The organism is Bacillus sp. SRB_331, from assembly GCF_003264175.1.
GTDB classification, from domain to species: Bacteria; Bacillota; Bacilli; order Bacillales; family Bacillaceae_G; genus Bacillus_A; species Bacillus_A mycoides.
Genome location: NZ_NADV01000028.1, coordinates 62,062 through 79,683, shown reverse-complemented (window position 1 = coordinate 79,683; position 17,622 = coordinate 62,062). Strand labels below are relative to the sequence as shown.

Genomic DNA, 17,622 nt, shown 5'->3' with positions numbered 1-17,622 from the left:
GCATTGTCACCAGAACCACTGCCGCCAGAACCGTTGCCACCAGAGCCATTGCCACCAGAACCACTGCCACCAGAACCGTTGCCACCAGAGCCGTTACCGCCAGAACCACTGCCACCAGAGCCACTGCCACCAGAACCATTGCCGTCAGAACCACTGCCGCCAGAACCACTGCCGCCAGAACCATTGCCACCAGAACCGTTGCCGTCAGAACCACTGCCACCAGAACCATTGCCGCCAGAGCCACTGCCACCAGAACCATTGCCGCCAGAACCGTTGCCGCCAGAACCGTTGCCATCAGAACCACTATCGTCCTGAGAACCATTGTTTCCTGGAGGTTTATTATTATCTTTTGAATTACCTTCTGCTAAAGTATCGTTATTATGTACAATAGCGTTTGTTATTGGATGGAAGTTTTCAGTTGCAGCATTACCAATATTTAAGCCGCTAAAAAAGGATAAAGAAAGTGTTGATGCTAAAATGAAGATTTTTGTCATTGTTTTCCTCCTGAAGAAAAAATTATTGTTCCATCTAAAATACACCCCTTTGTAATATTTCATAGGAAAAAGAGTTTTATGCAAAAAAAACTATATATAGAAAAAGGTGGTGTATTTCTAAAGGGAGAAAAGAGTTAATGTAAATTCCTTGCAAATAGTAGAGTGATGGAGAATTTACACTCATAACAGTAGAGGAAGTGGCAACGGATGAAAGAATATATTGCATTTGATATTGGTGGTACGCAAATTAAATATGGAATTGTTTCAGAAATAGGGGTAGTACTAATACATAAAAAGGTCCCAACAGAAATTCACTTGGGCGGGGAACAAATTGTTCAAAAACTTATATGTTTATCAAAAAAGTTAATGACTGAACATACTATTTCCGGAATTGGTATTAGTACAGCGGGAATTGTTGATATTGATAAAGGAGTTATAACGGGAGGTGTGGATCATATTCCACGTTATGCTAATATTTCTATTGTTGAGAGATTACAAGAAGTATTAAAAGTTCCTGTATCTATTGAAAATGATGTTAATTGTGCAGCCTTAGGTGAGAAATGGAAAGGTACAGGGAGGGGAGAAAGCGATTTTATTATGCTTACGCTTGGAACGGGCATTGGTGGAGCAATTGTTATAAATGGAGAGTTATACCGTGGACATTCGTTTGGCGCTGGGGAATGGGGGAACATGTTAATAGAAGGGAAAACTTTTGAGGAGGTTGCCTCAATTTCAGGATTAATTCATCTCGTACGAAGATATAAAGGTAAAAAGGAGTGGGATGGTAAAACAATTTTCGAATTATATGATAAGGGTGATAGCGGTGTTACTCAAGCCGTGAAGATTTTCTTTAAACATTTGGCGATTGGTATTAGCAATCTTGCTTATATTTTTAATCCGAAAATGATTATTATTGGTGGGGGAATTACTGAAAGAGGAGATGATTTCTTACATGAAGTGAAGGAAGAGATAGGAACATACTTAAATCAAGAGATTTATAGTAATTGTGAGATTAAACTTGCGCAAAGCGGTAATTGTGCAGGAATGATTGGCTCTATTTACCACTTATTACATCAGTATAAATAAATATAGTATCTGTTTTCATATAATTGAGAATTTATCCTTTTTCTCATTAGATAAATAATGCTACAATATAAGAGAAGAATACAATGTTTTCCGAGTTGGAAAATGCTTTGTAGAAAGGAAGAAACTTCATGCCTATTATTTTAGAAAAAGGACAAAAGATTGATTTAACGAAAGGACAACCGAGAGTAGCGAAACTACAGGTTGGCTTAGGCTGGGATCCAATTGGGCAATCAGGTGGGTTTCTGTCTTCTTTATTTGGAAGTAAACCAAGTGTAGATTGTGATGCATCTGTCGTTATGTTAGAAGGGGATCGTTTTTTAAACAAAAATGATCTAGTTTACTTCGGCAACAAACTTTCTACTTGTGGTAGTATTATTCATTCAGGAGATAATTTAACAGGTGAAGGCGCTGGTGACGACGAAACAATTTTCGTAGAATTACATAAAGTTCCGAGCCGTATTAATCGTTTAGTATTCGTTGTAAATATTTATGACTGTGTAAATCGTCGTCAAGACTTTGGGATGATTCGCAATGCATATATTCGTATTCAAAACCCACAAACAGGTGAAGAATTAGCGCGTTATAACTTGTCAGATAATTATGCTGGCAAAATGACTTTAATTGCAGGTGAAATGTACCGACACGGAAACGAATGGAAGTTTTCAGCAGTGGGAGAAGGAACACAAGATAAAAACTTAAGTGAGATTGTATCACGTTACCAATAAAATAAACCAAGGAGGAATAGTATAATATGGCATCTATTTCATTGAAAAAAGGACAAAAGGTAGACTTAACAAAAACAAATCCAGGTCTTTCGAAAGTTCTTGTAGGACTTGGTTGGGATACGAATCGTTATGACGGACAAAATGATTTCGATTTAGATGTTAGTATCTTCTTAGTAGGTGCTAACGGTAAAGTTTCAGGTGCAGAGGATTTCGTCTTCTATAATAATCCAAAAGGTGCGAATGGTGCTGTAGAGCATTTAGGAGATAACCGTACAGGTGAAGGTGAAGGCGACGATGAAACAATTAAAATAGACTTAAAAAATGTTCCTGCTAACATTGAGCGTATTTGTTTCACAATTACAATTTATGATGGAGAAGGCCGCAGCCAAAACTTCGGACAAGTTTCTAATTCTTTCGTACGTATTATGGATGAAGAAAAGAATGCAGAATTAATTCGTTACGATTTAGGAGAAGATTTCTCTATTGAAACAGCTGTAGTAGTAAGCGAATTATACCGTCACGCAGGTGAATGGAAATTCAATGCAATCGGAAGTGGATTCCAAGGTGGATTAGGTTCTCTATGTAATAACTTTGGTTTAGATGTAGAGTAATAGATTTATATATCCATCAGTGAAACGCGTATTTACTGATGGATATATTTTTAAAAATTAAAATATAGAGGTGAATATATATGGTTATTCAATTGCAAAAAGGACAGAAAATTGATTTAGCTAAAACAAGCCCAGGTTTATCAAGAGCAGTAATTGGTCTTGGATGGGATATTAAATCTTATGATGGTGGATCTGATTTCGATTTAGATGCATCTGCCTTTTTATTAGATGCGAACGGGAAATGTACGAAGGAAACTGATTTTATTTTCTATAATAATTTACAGTCTCCTTGTGAATCAGTTTTACATACAGGAGATAACCGTACAGGTGAAGGTGACGGTGATGATGAGCAACTTGTTGTCGATTTGAAAAAGGTTCCAGCAGATGTTCATAAAATTGCTATTACAGTTACAATTTATGATGGTGAAGGCCGTAATCAAAACTTTGGACAGGTTGCAAATGCATTCGTTCGTTTAGCAAATGAAGAAACAAACGAAGAAGTTCTTCGTTTTGATTTAGGGGAAGATTTCTCCATTGAAACAGCAGTTGTCTTTTGTGAATTATATCGTCATAATGGACAGTGGAAGTTTAGTGCAGTAGGAAGCGGATTCCAAGGTGGATTAGGTGCGCTTGTAAAAGCGTATGGCTTGGATGCATAAGAAGGGAAACGGTATTCGTTTCCTTTTTTTGACCTTTCTATAAATCTAGCAAAGAATAGGGGATAAAGGTAAGATGAGTATTTTGCAAGGAATCCTTGATACGTATGCTCAGTTTTTCGACTTGGACATGTGGATTAAAGTGTTACAAGATCCAGTATCTTGGGGGTTAATAGGTACACTTGTTGTACTTGAAGGGTTATTATCTGCTGACAATGCACTTGTGTTAGCGGTAATGGTAAAACATCTTCCAGAAGAAAAACGAAAAAAAGCATTATTCTATGGACTTATTGGAGCTTATGTATTCCGTTTTATTGCAATTGGAATCGGAATGTTCTTAATTAAATTGGCATGGGTAAAAGTGTTAGGTGCGCTTTACTTAGCTTGGCTGTCAATTAAATATTTCATTGATAAAAGAAAAGGCACTTCAGAAGAAGAAGAAGCCCATGGTATGAACCAAAATAGTATTATCTTCAGAATGTTCGGTGTTTTCTGGGGGACGGTTGCGATGGTTGAATTAATGGATATCGCATTCTCTGTAGATAGTGTACTTGCTGCATTTGGTGTATCGAATGAAGTTTGGATTTTACTATTAGGTGGAATGCTCGGTATTTTAATGATGCGCGGTATTGCTGGCGTATTCTTAAAATTATTAGAGCGTATTCCAGAACTTGAAACGACAGCATATATTTTAATCTTAATTATTGCAGCAAAAATGCTACTGTCTGTCATTCATATTGAAGTAAGTCATACGCTGTTCTTTATTATTTTAGTTATAGCGTTTGGAGCAACATTTATACTTCACTACATGAAGAATTCTGGACAAGCTAAAGAAGAAGTTGCAGCTACTAAAAATGAACATAAATAATTGAAATGGGTTTGCTCGTTATGCGAGCGCCCATTTTTTATAACTAAAAATAGTTTATAATAGAAGAGAGACTTTATAAAAAACGTAAATGTTTTTGGAGGTGAACTGTTGTGTTTTCACGTTTTACACTTCAACCATGTGCATTAAAAGAAGAATCAGATTTAAAGCAATTTGAAGCGCTTTTAGAAAAACGCCCACAATATGAACTGACAGAGAATGAGATGAAATTTAGTTATATAGCAAGTCGCATTCTTGGTGTTCCGAATGATGTAGATGAATATTTCAATGAACTATTTGATTATAGTGAAGCAAAAGGAATCGAAGTTTTGCATGAACAAAATTTAAATAAGGTGATTGATCCCGAAAAACTGCGCCATATTCAAGAAGTTTTTGCATTACATCAAGAAGCGCCGAATGGACTTACAGTAAATAGGCTTGTAGCACATTTGTCTGGAAAACAACTATTACCGCAAGTAGACAATCCTGATTTACAGCATTATATACATACGACGTTTATTTCTGTATTGAAATTGTATGAGAAACAACATAATCAATCTTTAAAAACAGAAGGATTCCGGCGTTTCTTAATCGATATGATTAAATTAAGTGAAAATTACGTAGCGAAGTGGTTCTCTACGATTAATTATAAGAAACAAATGCCACGTATCGTTTGGTACGGTGATGCGACGGAGAGTCGTATATATTTCTTATACTTTCTTATTATGCTCGGCTGTGATGTGCTTTATTATCACCCAGAAGGAAAAGATGGATTTGAGAGTGTAGATGAGGAAGGAAAGACCTTTGTCGTATCTCATTCAGGACGTATTTCATTGGAACCATTTCCTGATCGGCGTCGTGAACGCGTCGCAACAGTAGCTTATCAAGCTTCAAAAGAAATCGAGCAAGTACTTCACCACGATAATTCATTATTATACAAACCGTGGCAATTCCGTTCGTATACACCTGTAGCCCGTACGCTCAAAACGACGTACGATGAACTCTTTTTAATTACGAAAGAAAAGGCATTTGTACGTCCAACATTCTTTGTTGAAAATAAGCATATTTATATTCCTTCTTTATTTGCAAAAATATCAGGCGTTTCAAAGAATGATAAAGAATATTTTCAGCGATTAAAGGCTGTCACATCATTTGATAACAGTTTATTAATTAATACATTCCCGTTTACGAAAGAACAAAAAGCGAATTTCCAATATCATTATCGAGATGCATTGGACCGCGTGGGAAAGTTACATCCGGATTTAATTATGAACAGCCATTGGTGGCCGCATAAGCGTTTACCAGAAGGGTTACAACATGGTATTGCAGAAGCAATCATCCATACGTGCGAAAGTGAAATGTGTAAACCAATTGCGAAAGAGACGAAACAAGATGTAGCACTGTATGTTTTCGCACAACTCTCTCAAATACCACCGAACATTTTAGAGCAGCTTGAGAAATTTGATTATTCGCAAGAAGTACCGAAAATTGTTATATTTAATAATGAGAAGAGCGGAGAATTAAGTCGTTCTGATGCTGTGTTATTACTATTTTTAAATCAAATTGGAGTAGATGTATTCCACTTTAATCCAACGGGGAGAAACGATATTGAACCGTATATTCAATCAGGAGCATTTGATTCACATTGGCTTGAAGAAGTTAATTTCGATCTTGAATTTCATGGTTCATCAGCCTATAAAAATTTATCACAAACAATAAAAGGACTATTTCGTCCATTTTTATAAGGAAAGGGAGAATACCATATGAATAACCCAGTCGTACTAGATTCGAAAACAGAATTGAATGAGCAAACCGCACAAGATGTTCGCTTGCAACTTAGACAAGATGCAGAAGTGCAACGTATTTATAACGCAGTAGACATTAAAGATCAATTAGAATTAATTGAACTCGGAAAAGAACCTTCTATGGAAATTTCACGTTTCGCTGATCAAATTTTACATACAATGTCTTTATCGAAAGTAGAAGACTCTGGTGAATTATTAAAACAGCTTGGTAAAATTATGGACAGATTTGATAGTAAAGACTTTGCGGAAGAGAAAAGTGGTTTCTTCTCACGTATGTTCAAAAAAGCAGATAAAATGATTGAACAAATCTTTAGTAAGTATCAGACGATGGGTCGCGAAATGGATAAAGTATACGTAGAAATTACGAAGTATCAAGATGAAATGAAAAAATCAATTGGTACGTTAGATGGTTTATATGAGCAAAACTTAAAGTATTATTTAGACTTAGAAAAATACGTAGTAGCAGGGGAAATGTTATTAGAGCGTTTAAATACAGAGTTAGTTCCGATGTACGAAGAGCGCATACGTAATAATGATCAGTTAGCGGGTATTGAATTAGAATCGCTTAAAAACTCTGTTGAAATTTTAGAACAGCGTATTGATGATTTAGAAAAAGCACGTATGGTTGCTCTATTAACAGCACCACAAATTCGTATGATTCAACGCGGTAACAATAAATTAATCGGTAAAATCAATACGGCATTTATTACAACGATTCCTATCTTTAAAAATGGTATCATTCAAGCGGTAAATGCGAAACGTCAAAAGCTTGTTGCGGACTCTATGGCTGAACTTGATCGCCGTACAAATGAATTACTTAAGAAAAATGCACAAAATATCGCAACTCAAAGTGTGGAAGTAGCGAGATTATCAGGTTCTTCTAGTATTAAGATGGAAACACTTGAGGAAACTTGGAACATTATTTCAAGAGGTATGCAAGAAACACAACAAATTGAAGAGCAAAATAAACGTGAGCGTGAAGAAAGCCGCAAGCGCATGGCTACATTAACAGAGAACATCAAAAAAGAATTACAAGGATAAAGAAAAGGCAATGAGGAACAGTCCTCATTGCCTTTTAGTTTCTCTTAACTAATTTAATGATTTCATTCACAACAAGCGGAATGATACTTAACAAGAGAACAAATCCCCAATCTCGCATTGTTAATGCATGCACACCAAATATATTGGCAAGAGGTGGGATGGAGATGATACACACTTGCATAAGAACACCGATTAGAAGTGAGAAGACTAAATATTTATTTGTAAATATCCCAATTGAAAAAATTGATTTCGTTCTTGAACGTAAGTTAGATGAATGAACGAGTTGAGAGAAACTAAGAACGACAAATGCCATCGTTTGAGCGTGTAATAGCGCGTCTTCATCAATTTGCTCTGGGAAGAGAGGAAATAAATTTGTATCTCCTGTATAGAGCTTTGCCCCAACGATAAAGGCTGTTAAAGTAAGAAGTCCAATTACAACCCCATTGAAAATAAGAAAAGGAACGCTGCCGCTAAATAAGCTTTCTTTCGCATGTCGTGGTTTTTCCTTCATCACATCTGGATCTTCAGGATCAACACCGAGTGATAATGCAGGCAGTGTATCTGTAATTAAATTTACCCACAAAATGTGAATAGGGCGTAGTGGTGTTGCCCAGCCAAGTAAAATAGCTAAAAAGAGAGCTATAATTTCGCCGAAGTTACAAGAAAGTAGGAAGAGAATAGACTTTTTAATATTACGATAAATATTTCTTCCTTCTTCAACAGCTTTCACAATAGATGAGAAGTTATCATCTGTTAAAACTACATCTGCTGCGCCTTTTGCGACATCTGTTCCTGTAATTCCCATTGCTACTCCAACGTCTGCTTGTTTTAAAGATGGAGCATCATTTACACCGTCACCAGTCATGGAAACGATATTTCCTTTAGCACGTAATGCTTTTATAATCTTCACTTTATGTTCTGGAGAGACCCTAGCGAATACATTTAAGTGATTAATTTTACTTGCTAGTTCTGTATCTGAAATGGTATCTAATTCAGTTCCAATCATAATTTCAGATATTTCTTCAGCAATGCCAAGTTCTTTGGCAATTGCAAAGGCGGTATCCTTATGATCACCCGTAATCATAACTGTGCGAATACCAGCCTTTTTACATTCTGTAATTGAATCTTTTACTTCTGTACGTGGTGGATCAATCATACCGACAAGACCGATAAAGATGAGATTTTCTTCGAGATGATTTATATCCATATCGTTTAAATCGTATCGTTTATATGCGAATGAGAGTACTCTTAAGGCTTCTTGCGACATTGACCCGGCAGCTTCTAATATTTGATTTTTATCAGAATCTTTTAGGACCTCAAGTTTATTATTTATAAAGATATGGGTACAGTGAGGTAAAAGTTTATCAATAGCACCTTTCGTCATGCTATAGTAGCCTTCATCGTACGTATGTACAGTTGACATCATTTTACGATCAGAATCGAAAGGCAATTCGTTAACACGTTCATGTTTATTTTCTAAATGATCTTTTTGAATGTTAAAAGAGCTTCCGGCAACAAGAAGGGCAATTTCTGTAGGATCCCCTGTTTGTGAGTCGGTACCGTAAGAGGCATCGTTGCATAAAACCATATTTTCTAATAATAGACGGTGTGCATCATTATTTACATTCAAATTTTTTAGTTGGTCGTATGTGCGATCACTATAAAAGTGAGTAACGGTCATTTTATTTTGAGTTAATGTACCTGTTTTATCTGAACAAATAATTGTGACAGAACCGAGAGCTTCAACAGCTGGTAGTTTACGAATGATAACGTTTTGTTTAATCATACGCTGAACACCAATTGCAAGAACGATGGAAACGATAGCTGGTAAGCCTTCTGGAATGGCTGCAACAGCTAAACTAATTGCGGTCATAAACATTTCTAACGTATCCCGGCCCTGTAAAAAACCGATGAGAAACATAGTAGTGCAAATAGCTACAGCGACAAATCCTAAATATTTTCCTACTTGTGCTAAGCTTTTTTGAAGTGGTGTCATATCATCGTCTGCTTCATGTAAAAGGGTAGCGATCTTGCCAATTTGTGAATGCATCCCAGTTTCAACAGCAACACCGACGCCACGTCCGTATGTTACTAACGTCGACATAAAGGCCATGTTTTTTTGATCACCTAATGGTACTTGCTCATCACTTTGCATGGAAGGGTGGTAGACTGCATCTTTATCGACAGGGACAGATTCACCAGTTAGAGCAGATTCTTCAATTTTTAAATTCGCAGTTTCGATAAGGCGTAAATCGCAGGGGATATACCGCCCGGCATCGAGCATAACGATATCACCTGGAACGACATGCTCAGATGGAATTTCCTTTAGTTCATCATCTCGCTTTACGATAGCTTTAGGTGTTGCCATCTTTTTCAATGCTTCTAAAGCCTGTTCTGCTTTTGATTCTTGGATGACACCGATAACAGCATTTAAAACTACAACGAGCGCGATAATACTTGCATCGGCCCATTCACCTACAAAGGCGGAAATAAGGGCAGCAATAATAAGGACATATACGAGGACGTCATTAATTTGGGCGAAAACGCGCTGCCATAAAGTACGTTTTTGTTTGGTAGCTAATTCATTATAACCATATTGCTTTAAACGTTCATTTACGATTTTATCTGTTAAACCGTGTTGTTCATTTGTTTCTAGGTCGATTAATGTTTGATTTTTCGTCTTACTGTACCAATTGCTCATAAGTAAGCACCTCCAGTAAAAACAGTTAGCAATGGTAGTGTGGCAATTTTTTTAGAGTAGTATGTATGGAGAAAAAATCTAAGGTGAGGTTCTACTTTCATTGTACAGTATTTTAGAATGTGATGAGGAAAAGAGGGGAGTTGTCATGAATTTGTTGAAATTAAAAGAGCCTCTATTTATGAGGCTCTTGGTTATTTTTTAATTAATGTACCTAACTCTTCTGTAATAGCTTGCATTTCACTAATACTGAATGTTTCACGTTTCATAACGTGCTCATAAATGTCACGTAAGTCCTCGTACATCTCTTCGTTAAAACTAGCAGCTCTCATTGCTCCAGCATTAACCATGCGTAATTTTTCTTTAATAGCTTCTACCATATATTCAACGTTTGCTTCTGATTTTACGGATAAATCCACCGAAGTGTCCCCCTTTAAAATAACATAAGGTTATCTTAACATTTTTTTATCATTTTCGTTAATGAAACTTTTCAATCCTATTAAATTAGTAGGGATTTCCTTTATAATTAATAATTGGTTGTTTATACTATATAAGTATATGGTAAGAAATGCACCAAGAAGGGAAGAAACAAAAATATGGTCCGAGTATTGTTTGTTTGTCTTGGGAACATTTGTCGTTCTCCAATGGCAGAAGCGATTTTTCAAGACCTTGTCGTAAAAGAGGGACTCGAAGAGAAAATTGTCATTGATTCTGCAGGAACTGGAGATTGGCATATTGGTCATCCACCACATAAAGGAACACAAAAAATTTTAAAAGAAAATGAAGTCGCTTTTGAAGGAATTAAAGCAAGGAAAGTAGAAAAAGAAGACTTAACAAAGTTTGATTATATTATTGCCATGGACAACAAGAATATAGCAGATTTAAAAAGTTTTGGTAAAACTGGAGGCTATATTGGTAGGCTGTCCGATTTTGTTCCAGACGGTGGCTGGACAGACGTTCCTGACCCTTACTATACAGGGAACTTTCAAGAAGTGTATGACCTTGTAACAGAAGGGTGTGCAAAGCTATTAGCTTTCATTCGAAATGAACAAGGAATATGAGGAAACTTAGAAAGTAATACTTTCTAATATAAGAAATGAAAGGGTGAAGGAATATGGCAAAGAAAAATAATATTGCTCGAAACATTGCGATTGGTGTAGCTGCAGGTGTAGCTGTATCTATGTTAAAGAAAGAAAACCGTGAAAAAGTAAAAAATACGGCAGAAAAAGCAAAAACAAAGATGATTGAAATTGGTGAAAATGCGAAGATAAAAGAAAGAGTGCAAACTGTTACAGATAAAGGACGCGAACTTGCTGATTTAAATGTAGTGAAAGCGAAAGTAGCAGAAATCAAAAAATTGACACCGTCTGTTGTAGAGACGTTAAAAGAAACGAAAGAAATTTTTAGTAAGAAAAAAGTTGAGCGAGAAGAAAAGCCAGAAACGATTGAAATTCAAGCTGTATCTCCAAAGGTAGATGAGCTTAAAGCAGAAGAAGAGCCGGTAGTTGCTGAAGATGGCGGTATGAAAGAAGCACGTGAATTATTTATGAAAGACTCAAATGCAGAGGAAAAAAAAACTGAAGCGTACATTGAGTTAAAGCAAGATAAAGAAGAGAAGAAAAGCGTTTAAACATATATGAGAAAAATTTTAGAAAAAGTGAGAAGAAATCGTACGTTTTCGTTTGGGAAAGATTTATATGACCGGACGATGCGCGATGATGTAGCGGGCTTGGCAGCACAGCTCGCTTATTTCTTCTTGCTTGCGATTTTTCCTGGGCTTGTTTTCTTAATTACTCTTCTTGGCTTTATCGACCTTCAAACAGAAAGTGTGCTCAATTTATTAGAACCGTACGTACCGGAAGATGCAATGAACTTAATTGAAGTAAACGTAGATAAAGTTGTAAACGAACAAAATGGTGGTTTATTATCATTCGGTTTACTATCGATGTTATGGTTTGCTTCAAACGGGGTGAATGCGGTTATGAACGCTTTTAACCGTGCTTATGATGTAACAGAAACACGTTCTTTTATTAAAACAAGAGCGTTATCAATTGTGTTTACATTAGCTATTATTTTTATGATTGTGTTTGCACTAATTGTTCCAGTGTTCGGACAAGTGATTGGAGCAGCTGTGTTTAAAGCAATTGGTTTATCGGATAGTTTTTCTTACGTGTGGAGTATTACACGGTTAGTCGCGAGTTTCTTCGTGCTATTTGCCTTGTTTAGTTTTTTATATACGTTTGCACCAGATCGCAAGTTAAAAAGAAGAGAAGTTATTTCAGGAGCAGTATTTGCTACTGTAGGATGGATTGTGGTATCGTACTCATTTGCTTATTATGTAGATAAGTTTGCGAATTACGCTAATACATATGGTGGTCTCGGTGGTATCATTATTTTAATGTTATGGTTTTACTTAACTGGGTGGGTAATTTTACTTGGCGGTGAAATTAATGGCTTACTCCATCATTATAGAACGGGTGACAATAATTCCCGTAATGAAAAATGAGCTCTTGTTCCATAATAAAAGGGAACAGGGGGGATATTTCATGAGTAATAATAAAAAGAACCACAATAATAAAAGTAATAATAAACAAAAGAGCAGTTCGCATCCAAAGCATAAAACGAGCAGTAGTGCGAACGGTCACAATAGCTACCATTAAAAAAACGGGTCCTTTATCAGGGACCCGTTACTTATTTCCTTTTAATAATCGTAAGCCATTCAAGATTACAAGAATGGTACTTCCTTCATGTCCAATAACACCGAATGGAAGAGCTAAAAACTGCAAGAAATTAGAACAAATCAGCATTGCAATGACAGCTAAAGAGAAGATAACGTTTTGCTTCACAATACGGTTCATTCGTTTTGATAAACGGATTGCTTGAGAGAGACGAGATAATTCGTTTTTCATAAGAACAACGTCTGCAGTCTCTAATGCTACGTCTGTTCCTTCACCCATTGCAACACCAATACTAGAAGTAGCGAGTGCAGGTGCATCGTTTATACCATCTCCAACCATGGCGACTATGCCGTACTTTTCTTTTAACTGCTTTATCGTTTCAACTTTTGTTTCCGGTAAACATGATGCGTAATATTCTTTTATATTACTTTCATTGGCAATTGCTTTTGCTGTTTCTTCATTATCACCAGTAATCATGATTGCTTCGACACCAATGCTTTGCAAATCACGAATAGCCGCTATCGTTTCTTGGCGAAGGGTATCTTTTAAAGCGATCAGTCCAAGAATACCATCCTCATCACTAATATAAACGACAGTTTTCCCCTCTTTTTCAAGTGAAGCAGAAATGCCATTATGAAATGTCTTTGTTTCTTCTCCAATAAAATCAGCTTTACCAATTTTATAAGATTTGTTTTCTAATATTCCTTTTAATCCAAAACCAGTTACATCTTCAACGTTTTCTGGTTTTTTTATCGTAATGTCGTAAGCATGTTTTGCATATTTAACAATCGCTTCTGCTAAAGGATGTGTAGAGTGACTTTCAATCGCTGCTGTAATAGAAAGTACTTCACTTTCTGCTATGCCTTCTCGAACATATACATCTGTTACAGTAGGTTTTCCTTGTGTTAATGTTCCTGTTTTATCAAAGGCAATCGCCTTTACTGAAGCTAGACGTTCTAAATGAATACCACCTTTAAAGAGAATACCGTTTCTCGCTCCGTTTGAAATTGCTGATAAAGTTGCCGGTGTAATGGCTGCAACTAGAGCACAAGGAGAAGCGACTACAAGTAAAATCATCGCGCGATAAAACGTTTCATTCCAACTCCAATCAAGTAAGAAATGAGGAACAAACATCATAAGCGCAACAACAAGTAGTACACCTTTTACGTATGTTCCTTCAAATTTTTCGATGAATAGTTGTGATGGGGATTTTTCGCTTTGTGCACTTTGAACGAGACGAATGATCTTTTGGAATAATGTTTGATCGCTCGGCTTCGTAATTTTAACTTCAATAGCACCACGTAAATTTACAGTGCCGGCAAATACTTCATCGCCGAATTTTTTCTCATTCGGAATGGGTTCTCCTGTAATAGCAGCTTCATCAATATTTGTTTCACCAGTATGAATTGTGCCATCAGCAGGAACACGCTCACCTGGCTTAATTAAAATAATATCGTTAATTTGTAATTGTTCAACTGGAACACGTTCCTCAATTCCATTTGAAATACGTAATGCTTCTTCAGGTTGTAGATCAAGGAGCGCTGAAATTTCTTTTTGGCTTTTACTTAATGTATAAGATTCCATTGCTCCGCTTAATGCAAAGATGAAGATTAAAATAGCACCCTCTGCCCAGTAACCAATAACTGCGGCACCGATAGCTGCAAAAATCATGAGCATTTCAACATTTAGCTCTTTCTCTTCAATTGTGTCTTCAATACCTTCTTTCGCTTTTGCAAATCCTCCAATTACATAAGCAAGGATATATAAAGTAATACCTGCACTTATTGCATCATTTTTTGTGAATAACCAACCAGCTAAAATAAAAATACCAGATGCGATTGCAAATATAAGTTCATAATGTTTCTTTAATGTATCCCATAAAGAGGGATTAGAAATATCTTTTTGTGCTTGTAATGTTTTTACTTCTGCGTTCATTAATACTCGCTCCTTCCGAATTCTTATTGAGAAAAAGAATCAAAATCGAAACCCCTATAAAACGACGAAAGCTGCCATCCATAATGGATAGCAGCATTTCTGTTGAATCTGATTTTAATAGTTATTATATTGTAATTATTCTATAGTATAGCATATGTTTTTCTTAGATGATATGTTTTTGTTTTAGTATAAAGTGAAACTTTAATTAGTGGGGGTTTTGTTCATCCCACGCTGATTATTAGCCCTCGCCAATCGGGCTTTTACTGCCCGGCGAATAGCGGGATAAACTGAAAACTTGTGTTTTCGCATTTCCTTTGGTATATATGAATATTGTTCATAAAAAGGTCGGAAAGGAAGACATCAAGTTGAAGACAGAGAAATTTTTTACCCATCCGATTGGCGTGTTTATTGCTGCAATAGTAGCAACATTTTTATGGGGAAGCGCATTTCCCTTTATTAAATTAAGCTATGCTGAACTTGGAATTCAGCCACAAGAAGTCGGGGAACAAATATTATTTGCTGGCTATCGCTTTTTCTTATCTGGTGTAATGCTCTTATTATTTTTTAAAGCGTTAGGAAAAGATATGAAGTTCAAAAAAGGAACAGGAAAGCAGTTAGTTCAAATTGGCTTGTTTCAAACTTTTCTTCAATATATATGTTTTTATATTGGAATGAGTTACAGCTCAGGAATTGAAGGAGCGATTATTTCAGGAACATCATCATTCTTTCAAATTTTACTCGCACACTTTTTATATAAAGATGATGCTCTAAATAGGCGAAAAGTAATTGGAGTAGCTATCGGTTTTTGCGGTGTGATTTTAGTGAATGTACCGAGTGATGGAAGTTTATCATTTCATTTTGGAATAGGTAGCTTATTACTTCTTGGGGCAGCCATGATGTATTCGTATGGAAACATATTAGCGAAAGAAGGTAGTAAAACATTAGATATTGGGTATATGACAGCATATCAGATGATTTTCGGATCAATTGGGTTGCTATGTATAGGTGCATTTCAAGTTGGAATGATGCCATTCACATTTAATCTACATGCGATACTTATGCTCATATATTTATCGTTCTTATCAGCAGCCGGATTCTGTATATGGAATACAATTATGAAGTATAACAAAGTAGGGAAAGTCTCGATGTATATGTTCTTTATACCAGTGTTTGGTGTGCTAGTATCAAGTCTAATTTTAGGGGAAGCAATCCATTCCTTTGTACTATTTGGTTTAGCATGTGTCGCAGCGGGAATTATTGTAGTAAATCGTAACCCGGTTAAAAAGAAAGTTGAGCAAGAAAAACAAGTAGCATAGAGAACAGAAAAACGATTAAAATGGAAGAACAGTATTGTTCTTCTTTTTTTACATAGAAAAAGGAGAATGTGATATATGTAACGAAAAAAGATAGAATAAAGCATTTATTGAGGAGAACATATTATGAATGTACTTTACATTGTGTTAGTCGGGCAAATTATTCTTTTTTTAATGGGAGCAATTTATGCAATAGGACAGACGAAGAGAACGAGAAATAATATGCCGTTACCTTTAGCAGTTCGTCTTATTCTTAGTTTTTCTTTAACAGGAAGTGCAATTTGGATATGGTTACAAGATCCATCGGCTGAGTACAGTACGTGGGTTGCACTCGGTATGACTTTATCAACTGTAGGGGATTTATTTATGGCAGGATTAATTCCAATTGGTCATCGATTAATTGGAGGAATGGTTACTTTCGCTCTTGCACATTGTTTCTATGTGAAAGCATTTTTACAAACAGGTATTTCATGGAATGGTTTTTGGATCGGTTTATTCGTATACGGACTCTTTCTAATTATAGGGTGGTTTTTCTTTATTCGAAATGAAAAACAAGACAAACTTTTTACAATAGGCGCTCTAATTTACGGTTTGTGGGTTGGAGGAATGGCATGTTTTGCATTCGCCTTATATTACGAGAATATAGGAATATGGTGGATACCAGCACTTGGTGGTTTACTGTTTGTGATTTCTGATTTTATTATCGGCGTGACAGATATCGGAGGGCGCAAACTGAAGTATGAACCGCTTTGGATTTGGTTTACATATGTCGCAGCGCAGATGTGTATTGTATATGTAGGATTATAAAAAGATACTCTCAAAAATAGTTGATAGACTATTTTGAGAGTATCTTTTTTATTGCTATGCTATTATATTTGTTTGTTTAATTTGTGCAGTATCTTATACTTTCTAAGCATAAATTTCATAGGAAAAGTCCTGTTTGATAGATGGAAAACATAGTATATAAAAATAGTGAATTTATAGGGATTGTTATTTTTATATTTGTAATATTCTAATGTTATAATTCAGAATTTTGTGGAAATTAACCAGCCGGAGTACTTATAATAAAAATAAAAAGATGATGAGATGGTGGAATGATGCAAAAGAAAAAATGTTTGCGTGAATTCTTTGAAATAATTGCAATTGCATGTTTATTAGTGTTTTTGGCAAAAATCTTTTTGTTTTTCCCTACGACTGTAAAAGGAGCATCGATGAGGCCGACGTTACAAGATGGAGATAAAGTAATTATTAATAAACTTGCAAAGAGATTTGAAAGTTATGAGAGAGAGGATATTATTGTCGTGAAGACAGATAATTTCTATGTTAAGAGAGTTATTGGATTACCAGGAGATGTAATTGAGATGAAGAATGATCAATTATATGTTAATCATCAAGTGAAAAATGAAGAGTATTTAAAGAATAATAAAAAACAGGCAGAAAAATTACTTATCAATTTAACTGAAGATTTTGGACCGATTACAATTCCTAAAAATAAAATTTTTGTGATGGGAGATAATCGTTTAGTTAGTAGGGATAGTAGGAACGGCTTAGGGCTCATTGATAGAACAGAAGTATTAGGAAAGTTCATGGCGATATATTATCCATTTGAACATGTGAAAATTGTAGATTAAAAATAAGAAAAACCAAGCGAATTAGTTGCTTGGTTTTTCTTATTTAAACAGTTGGTGTTTTATTTATCCCGCTATTTGTGGGCA

At 35.7% G+C, this 17,622-nt stretch carries 16 protein-coding genes and 1 pseudogene; 13 read left to right on the top strand and 4 right to left on the bottom strand.

What is annotated here, in order from left to right; all coding sequences use genetic code 11:
- A pseudogene (locus B5P42_RS32790) lies at positions 1 to 494 on the bottom strand (cell wall anchor protein); the annotation flags it as partial.
- A gap of 207 nt (positions 495 to 701) precedes the next feature.
- On the opposite strand from B5P42_RS32790, the gene B5P42_RS18300 reads away from it, so the two are divergent.
- The 7 genes from B5P42_RS18300 to B5P42_RS18270 all read left to right on the top strand — a co-directional run bounded on the left by B5P42_RS18300 (position 702) and on the right by B5P42_RS18270 (position 7,283).
- Positions 702 to 1,580 (top strand): ROK family protein, encoded by an 879-nt coding sequence (locus tag B5P42_RS18300; protein WP_061676176.1) that lies wholly within the window; start codon positions 702 to 704, stop codon positions 1,578 to 1,580.
- Positions 1,581 to 1,708: 128 nt separating this feature from the next.
- Entirely contained in the window at positions 1,709 to 2,305 is a 597-nt protein-coding gene (locus tag B5P42_RS18295) for a TerD family protein (RefSeq protein WP_002091200.1), read from the top strand.
- Between the two features lie 26 nt (positions 2,306 to 2,331).
- Entirely contained in the window at positions 2,332 to 2,916 is a 585-nt protein-coding gene (locus tag B5P42_RS18290) for a TerD family protein (protein WP_002010225.1), read from the top strand.
- An 80-nt stretch (positions 2,917 to 2,996) separates the two neighbouring features.
- Positions 2,997 to 3,575: a TerD family protein gene (locus B5P42_RS18285; RefSeq protein WP_044444321.1), complete on the top strand. Its 579-nt coding sequence runs from the start codon at positions 2,997 to 2,999 to the stop codon at positions 3,573 to 3,575.
- Positions 3,576 to 3,648: 73 nt separating this feature from the next.
- Positions 3,649 to 4,440, top strand: a complete 792-nt coding sequence (locus tag B5P42_RS18280; protein WP_044444322.1) for a TerC family protein — start codon at positions 3,649 to 3,651, stop codon at positions 4,438 to 4,440.
- 110 nt (positions 4,441 to 4,550) lie between these two features.
- A complete protein-coding gene (locus B5P42_RS18275; protein WP_113734845.1) occupies positions 4,551 to 6,182 on the top strand; it encodes a YceG family protein in 1,632 nt (543 codons plus the stop codon).
- Between the two features lie 18 nt (positions 6,183 to 6,200).
- On the top strand, positions 6,201 to 7,283 hold the full coding sequence (locus B5P42_RS18270) for a toxic anion resistance protein (protein WP_002029585.1): 1,083 nt from the start codon (positions 6,201 to 6,203) through the stop codon (positions 7,281 to 7,283).
- Between the two features lie 34 nt (positions 7,284 to 7,317).
- Here B5P42_RS18270 and B5P42_RS18265 read toward each other — a convergent pair whose 3' ends face one another.
- Together B5P42_RS18265 and B5P42_RS18260 are read right to left on the bottom strand one after the other, a co-directional pair.
- The gene (locus B5P42_RS18265; RefSeq protein ID WP_113734844.1) at positions 7,318 to 9,984 is read right to left on the bottom strand and encodes a cation-translocating P-type ATPase; all 2,667 of its coding nucleotides are present in this window, start codon (positions 9,982 to 9,984) and stop codon (positions 7,318 to 7,320) included.
- 191 nt (positions 9,985 to 10,175) lie between these two features.
- A complete protein-coding gene (locus B5P42_RS18260) occupies positions 10,176 to 10,400 on the bottom strand; it encodes a DUF1128 domain-containing protein (protein WP_002010236.1) in 225 nt (74 codons plus the stop codon).
- 177 nt (positions 10,401 to 10,577) lie between these two features.
- Between B5P42_RS18260 and B5P42_RS18255 the strand changes: the two genes are divergently transcribed.
- From B5P42_RS18255 to B5P42_RS18245, 3 genes are read left to right on the top strand one after another with little or no spacing between them, the layout of a single operon-like run.
- Positions 10,578 to 11,042 carry a low molecular weight protein-tyrosine-phosphatase gene (locus B5P42_RS18255; protein ID WP_113734843.1) on the top strand — a complete coding sequence of 155 codons (465 nt, stop codon included), beginning with the start codon at positions 10,578 to 10,580 and terminating at the stop codon, positions 11,040 to 11,042.
- 53 nt (positions 11,043 to 11,095) lie between these two features.
- Positions 11,096 to 11,611, top strand: coding sequence for a DUF4075 domain-containing protein (locus B5P42_RS18250; protein ID WP_088031671.1), 516 nt, complete (start codon positions 11,096 to 11,098; stop codon positions 11,609 to 11,611).
- A 6-nt stretch (positions 11,612 to 11,617) separates the two neighbouring features.
- On the top strand, positions 11,618 to 12,487 hold the full coding sequence (locus tag B5P42_RS18245; protein ID WP_060749399.1) for a YihY/virulence factor BrkB family protein: 870 nt from the start codon (positions 11,618 to 11,620) through the stop codon (positions 12,485 to 12,487).
- A 181-nt stretch (positions 12,488 to 12,668) separates the two neighbouring features.
- Here the strand turns inward: B5P42_RS18245 and B5P42_RS18240 are convergent, their stop codons facing one another.
- Positions 12,669 to 14,594 carry a heavy metal translocating P-type ATPase gene (locus B5P42_RS18240; RefSeq protein ID WP_113734842.1) on the bottom strand — a complete coding sequence of 642 codons (1,926 nt, stop codon included), beginning with the start codon at positions 14,592 to 14,594 and terminating at the stop codon, positions 12,669 to 12,671.
- 365 nt (positions 14,595 to 14,959) lie between these two features.
- On the opposite strand from B5P42_RS18240, the gene B5P42_RS18235 reads away from it, so the two are divergent.
- From B5P42_RS18235 to lepB, 3 genes are all read left to right on the top strand, one after another.
- Positions 14,960 to 15,910: a DMT family transporter gene (locus tag B5P42_RS18235; RefSeq protein ID WP_113734841.1), complete on the top strand. Its 951-nt coding sequence runs from the start codon at positions 14,960 to 14,962 to the stop codon at positions 15,908 to 15,910.
- A 123-nt stretch (positions 15,911 to 16,033) separates the two neighbouring features.
- Complete coding sequence (locus tag B5P42_RS18230) at positions 16,034 to 16,714, top strand: lysoplasmalogenase (RefSeq protein ID WP_002029577.1); 681 nt, start codon at positions 16,034 to 16,036, stop codon at positions 16,712 to 16,714.
- A 287-nt stretch (positions 16,715 to 17,001) separates the two neighbouring features.
- Positions 17,002 to 17,538 carry a signal peptidase I gene (gene lepB / locus B5P42_RS18225; protein WP_002029576.1) on the top strand — a complete coding sequence of 179 codons (537 nt, stop codon included), beginning with the start codon at positions 17,002 to 17,004 and terminating at the stop codon, positions 17,536 to 17,538.
- The last annotated feature ends 84 nt before the right edge of the window (positions 17,539 to 17,622 follow it).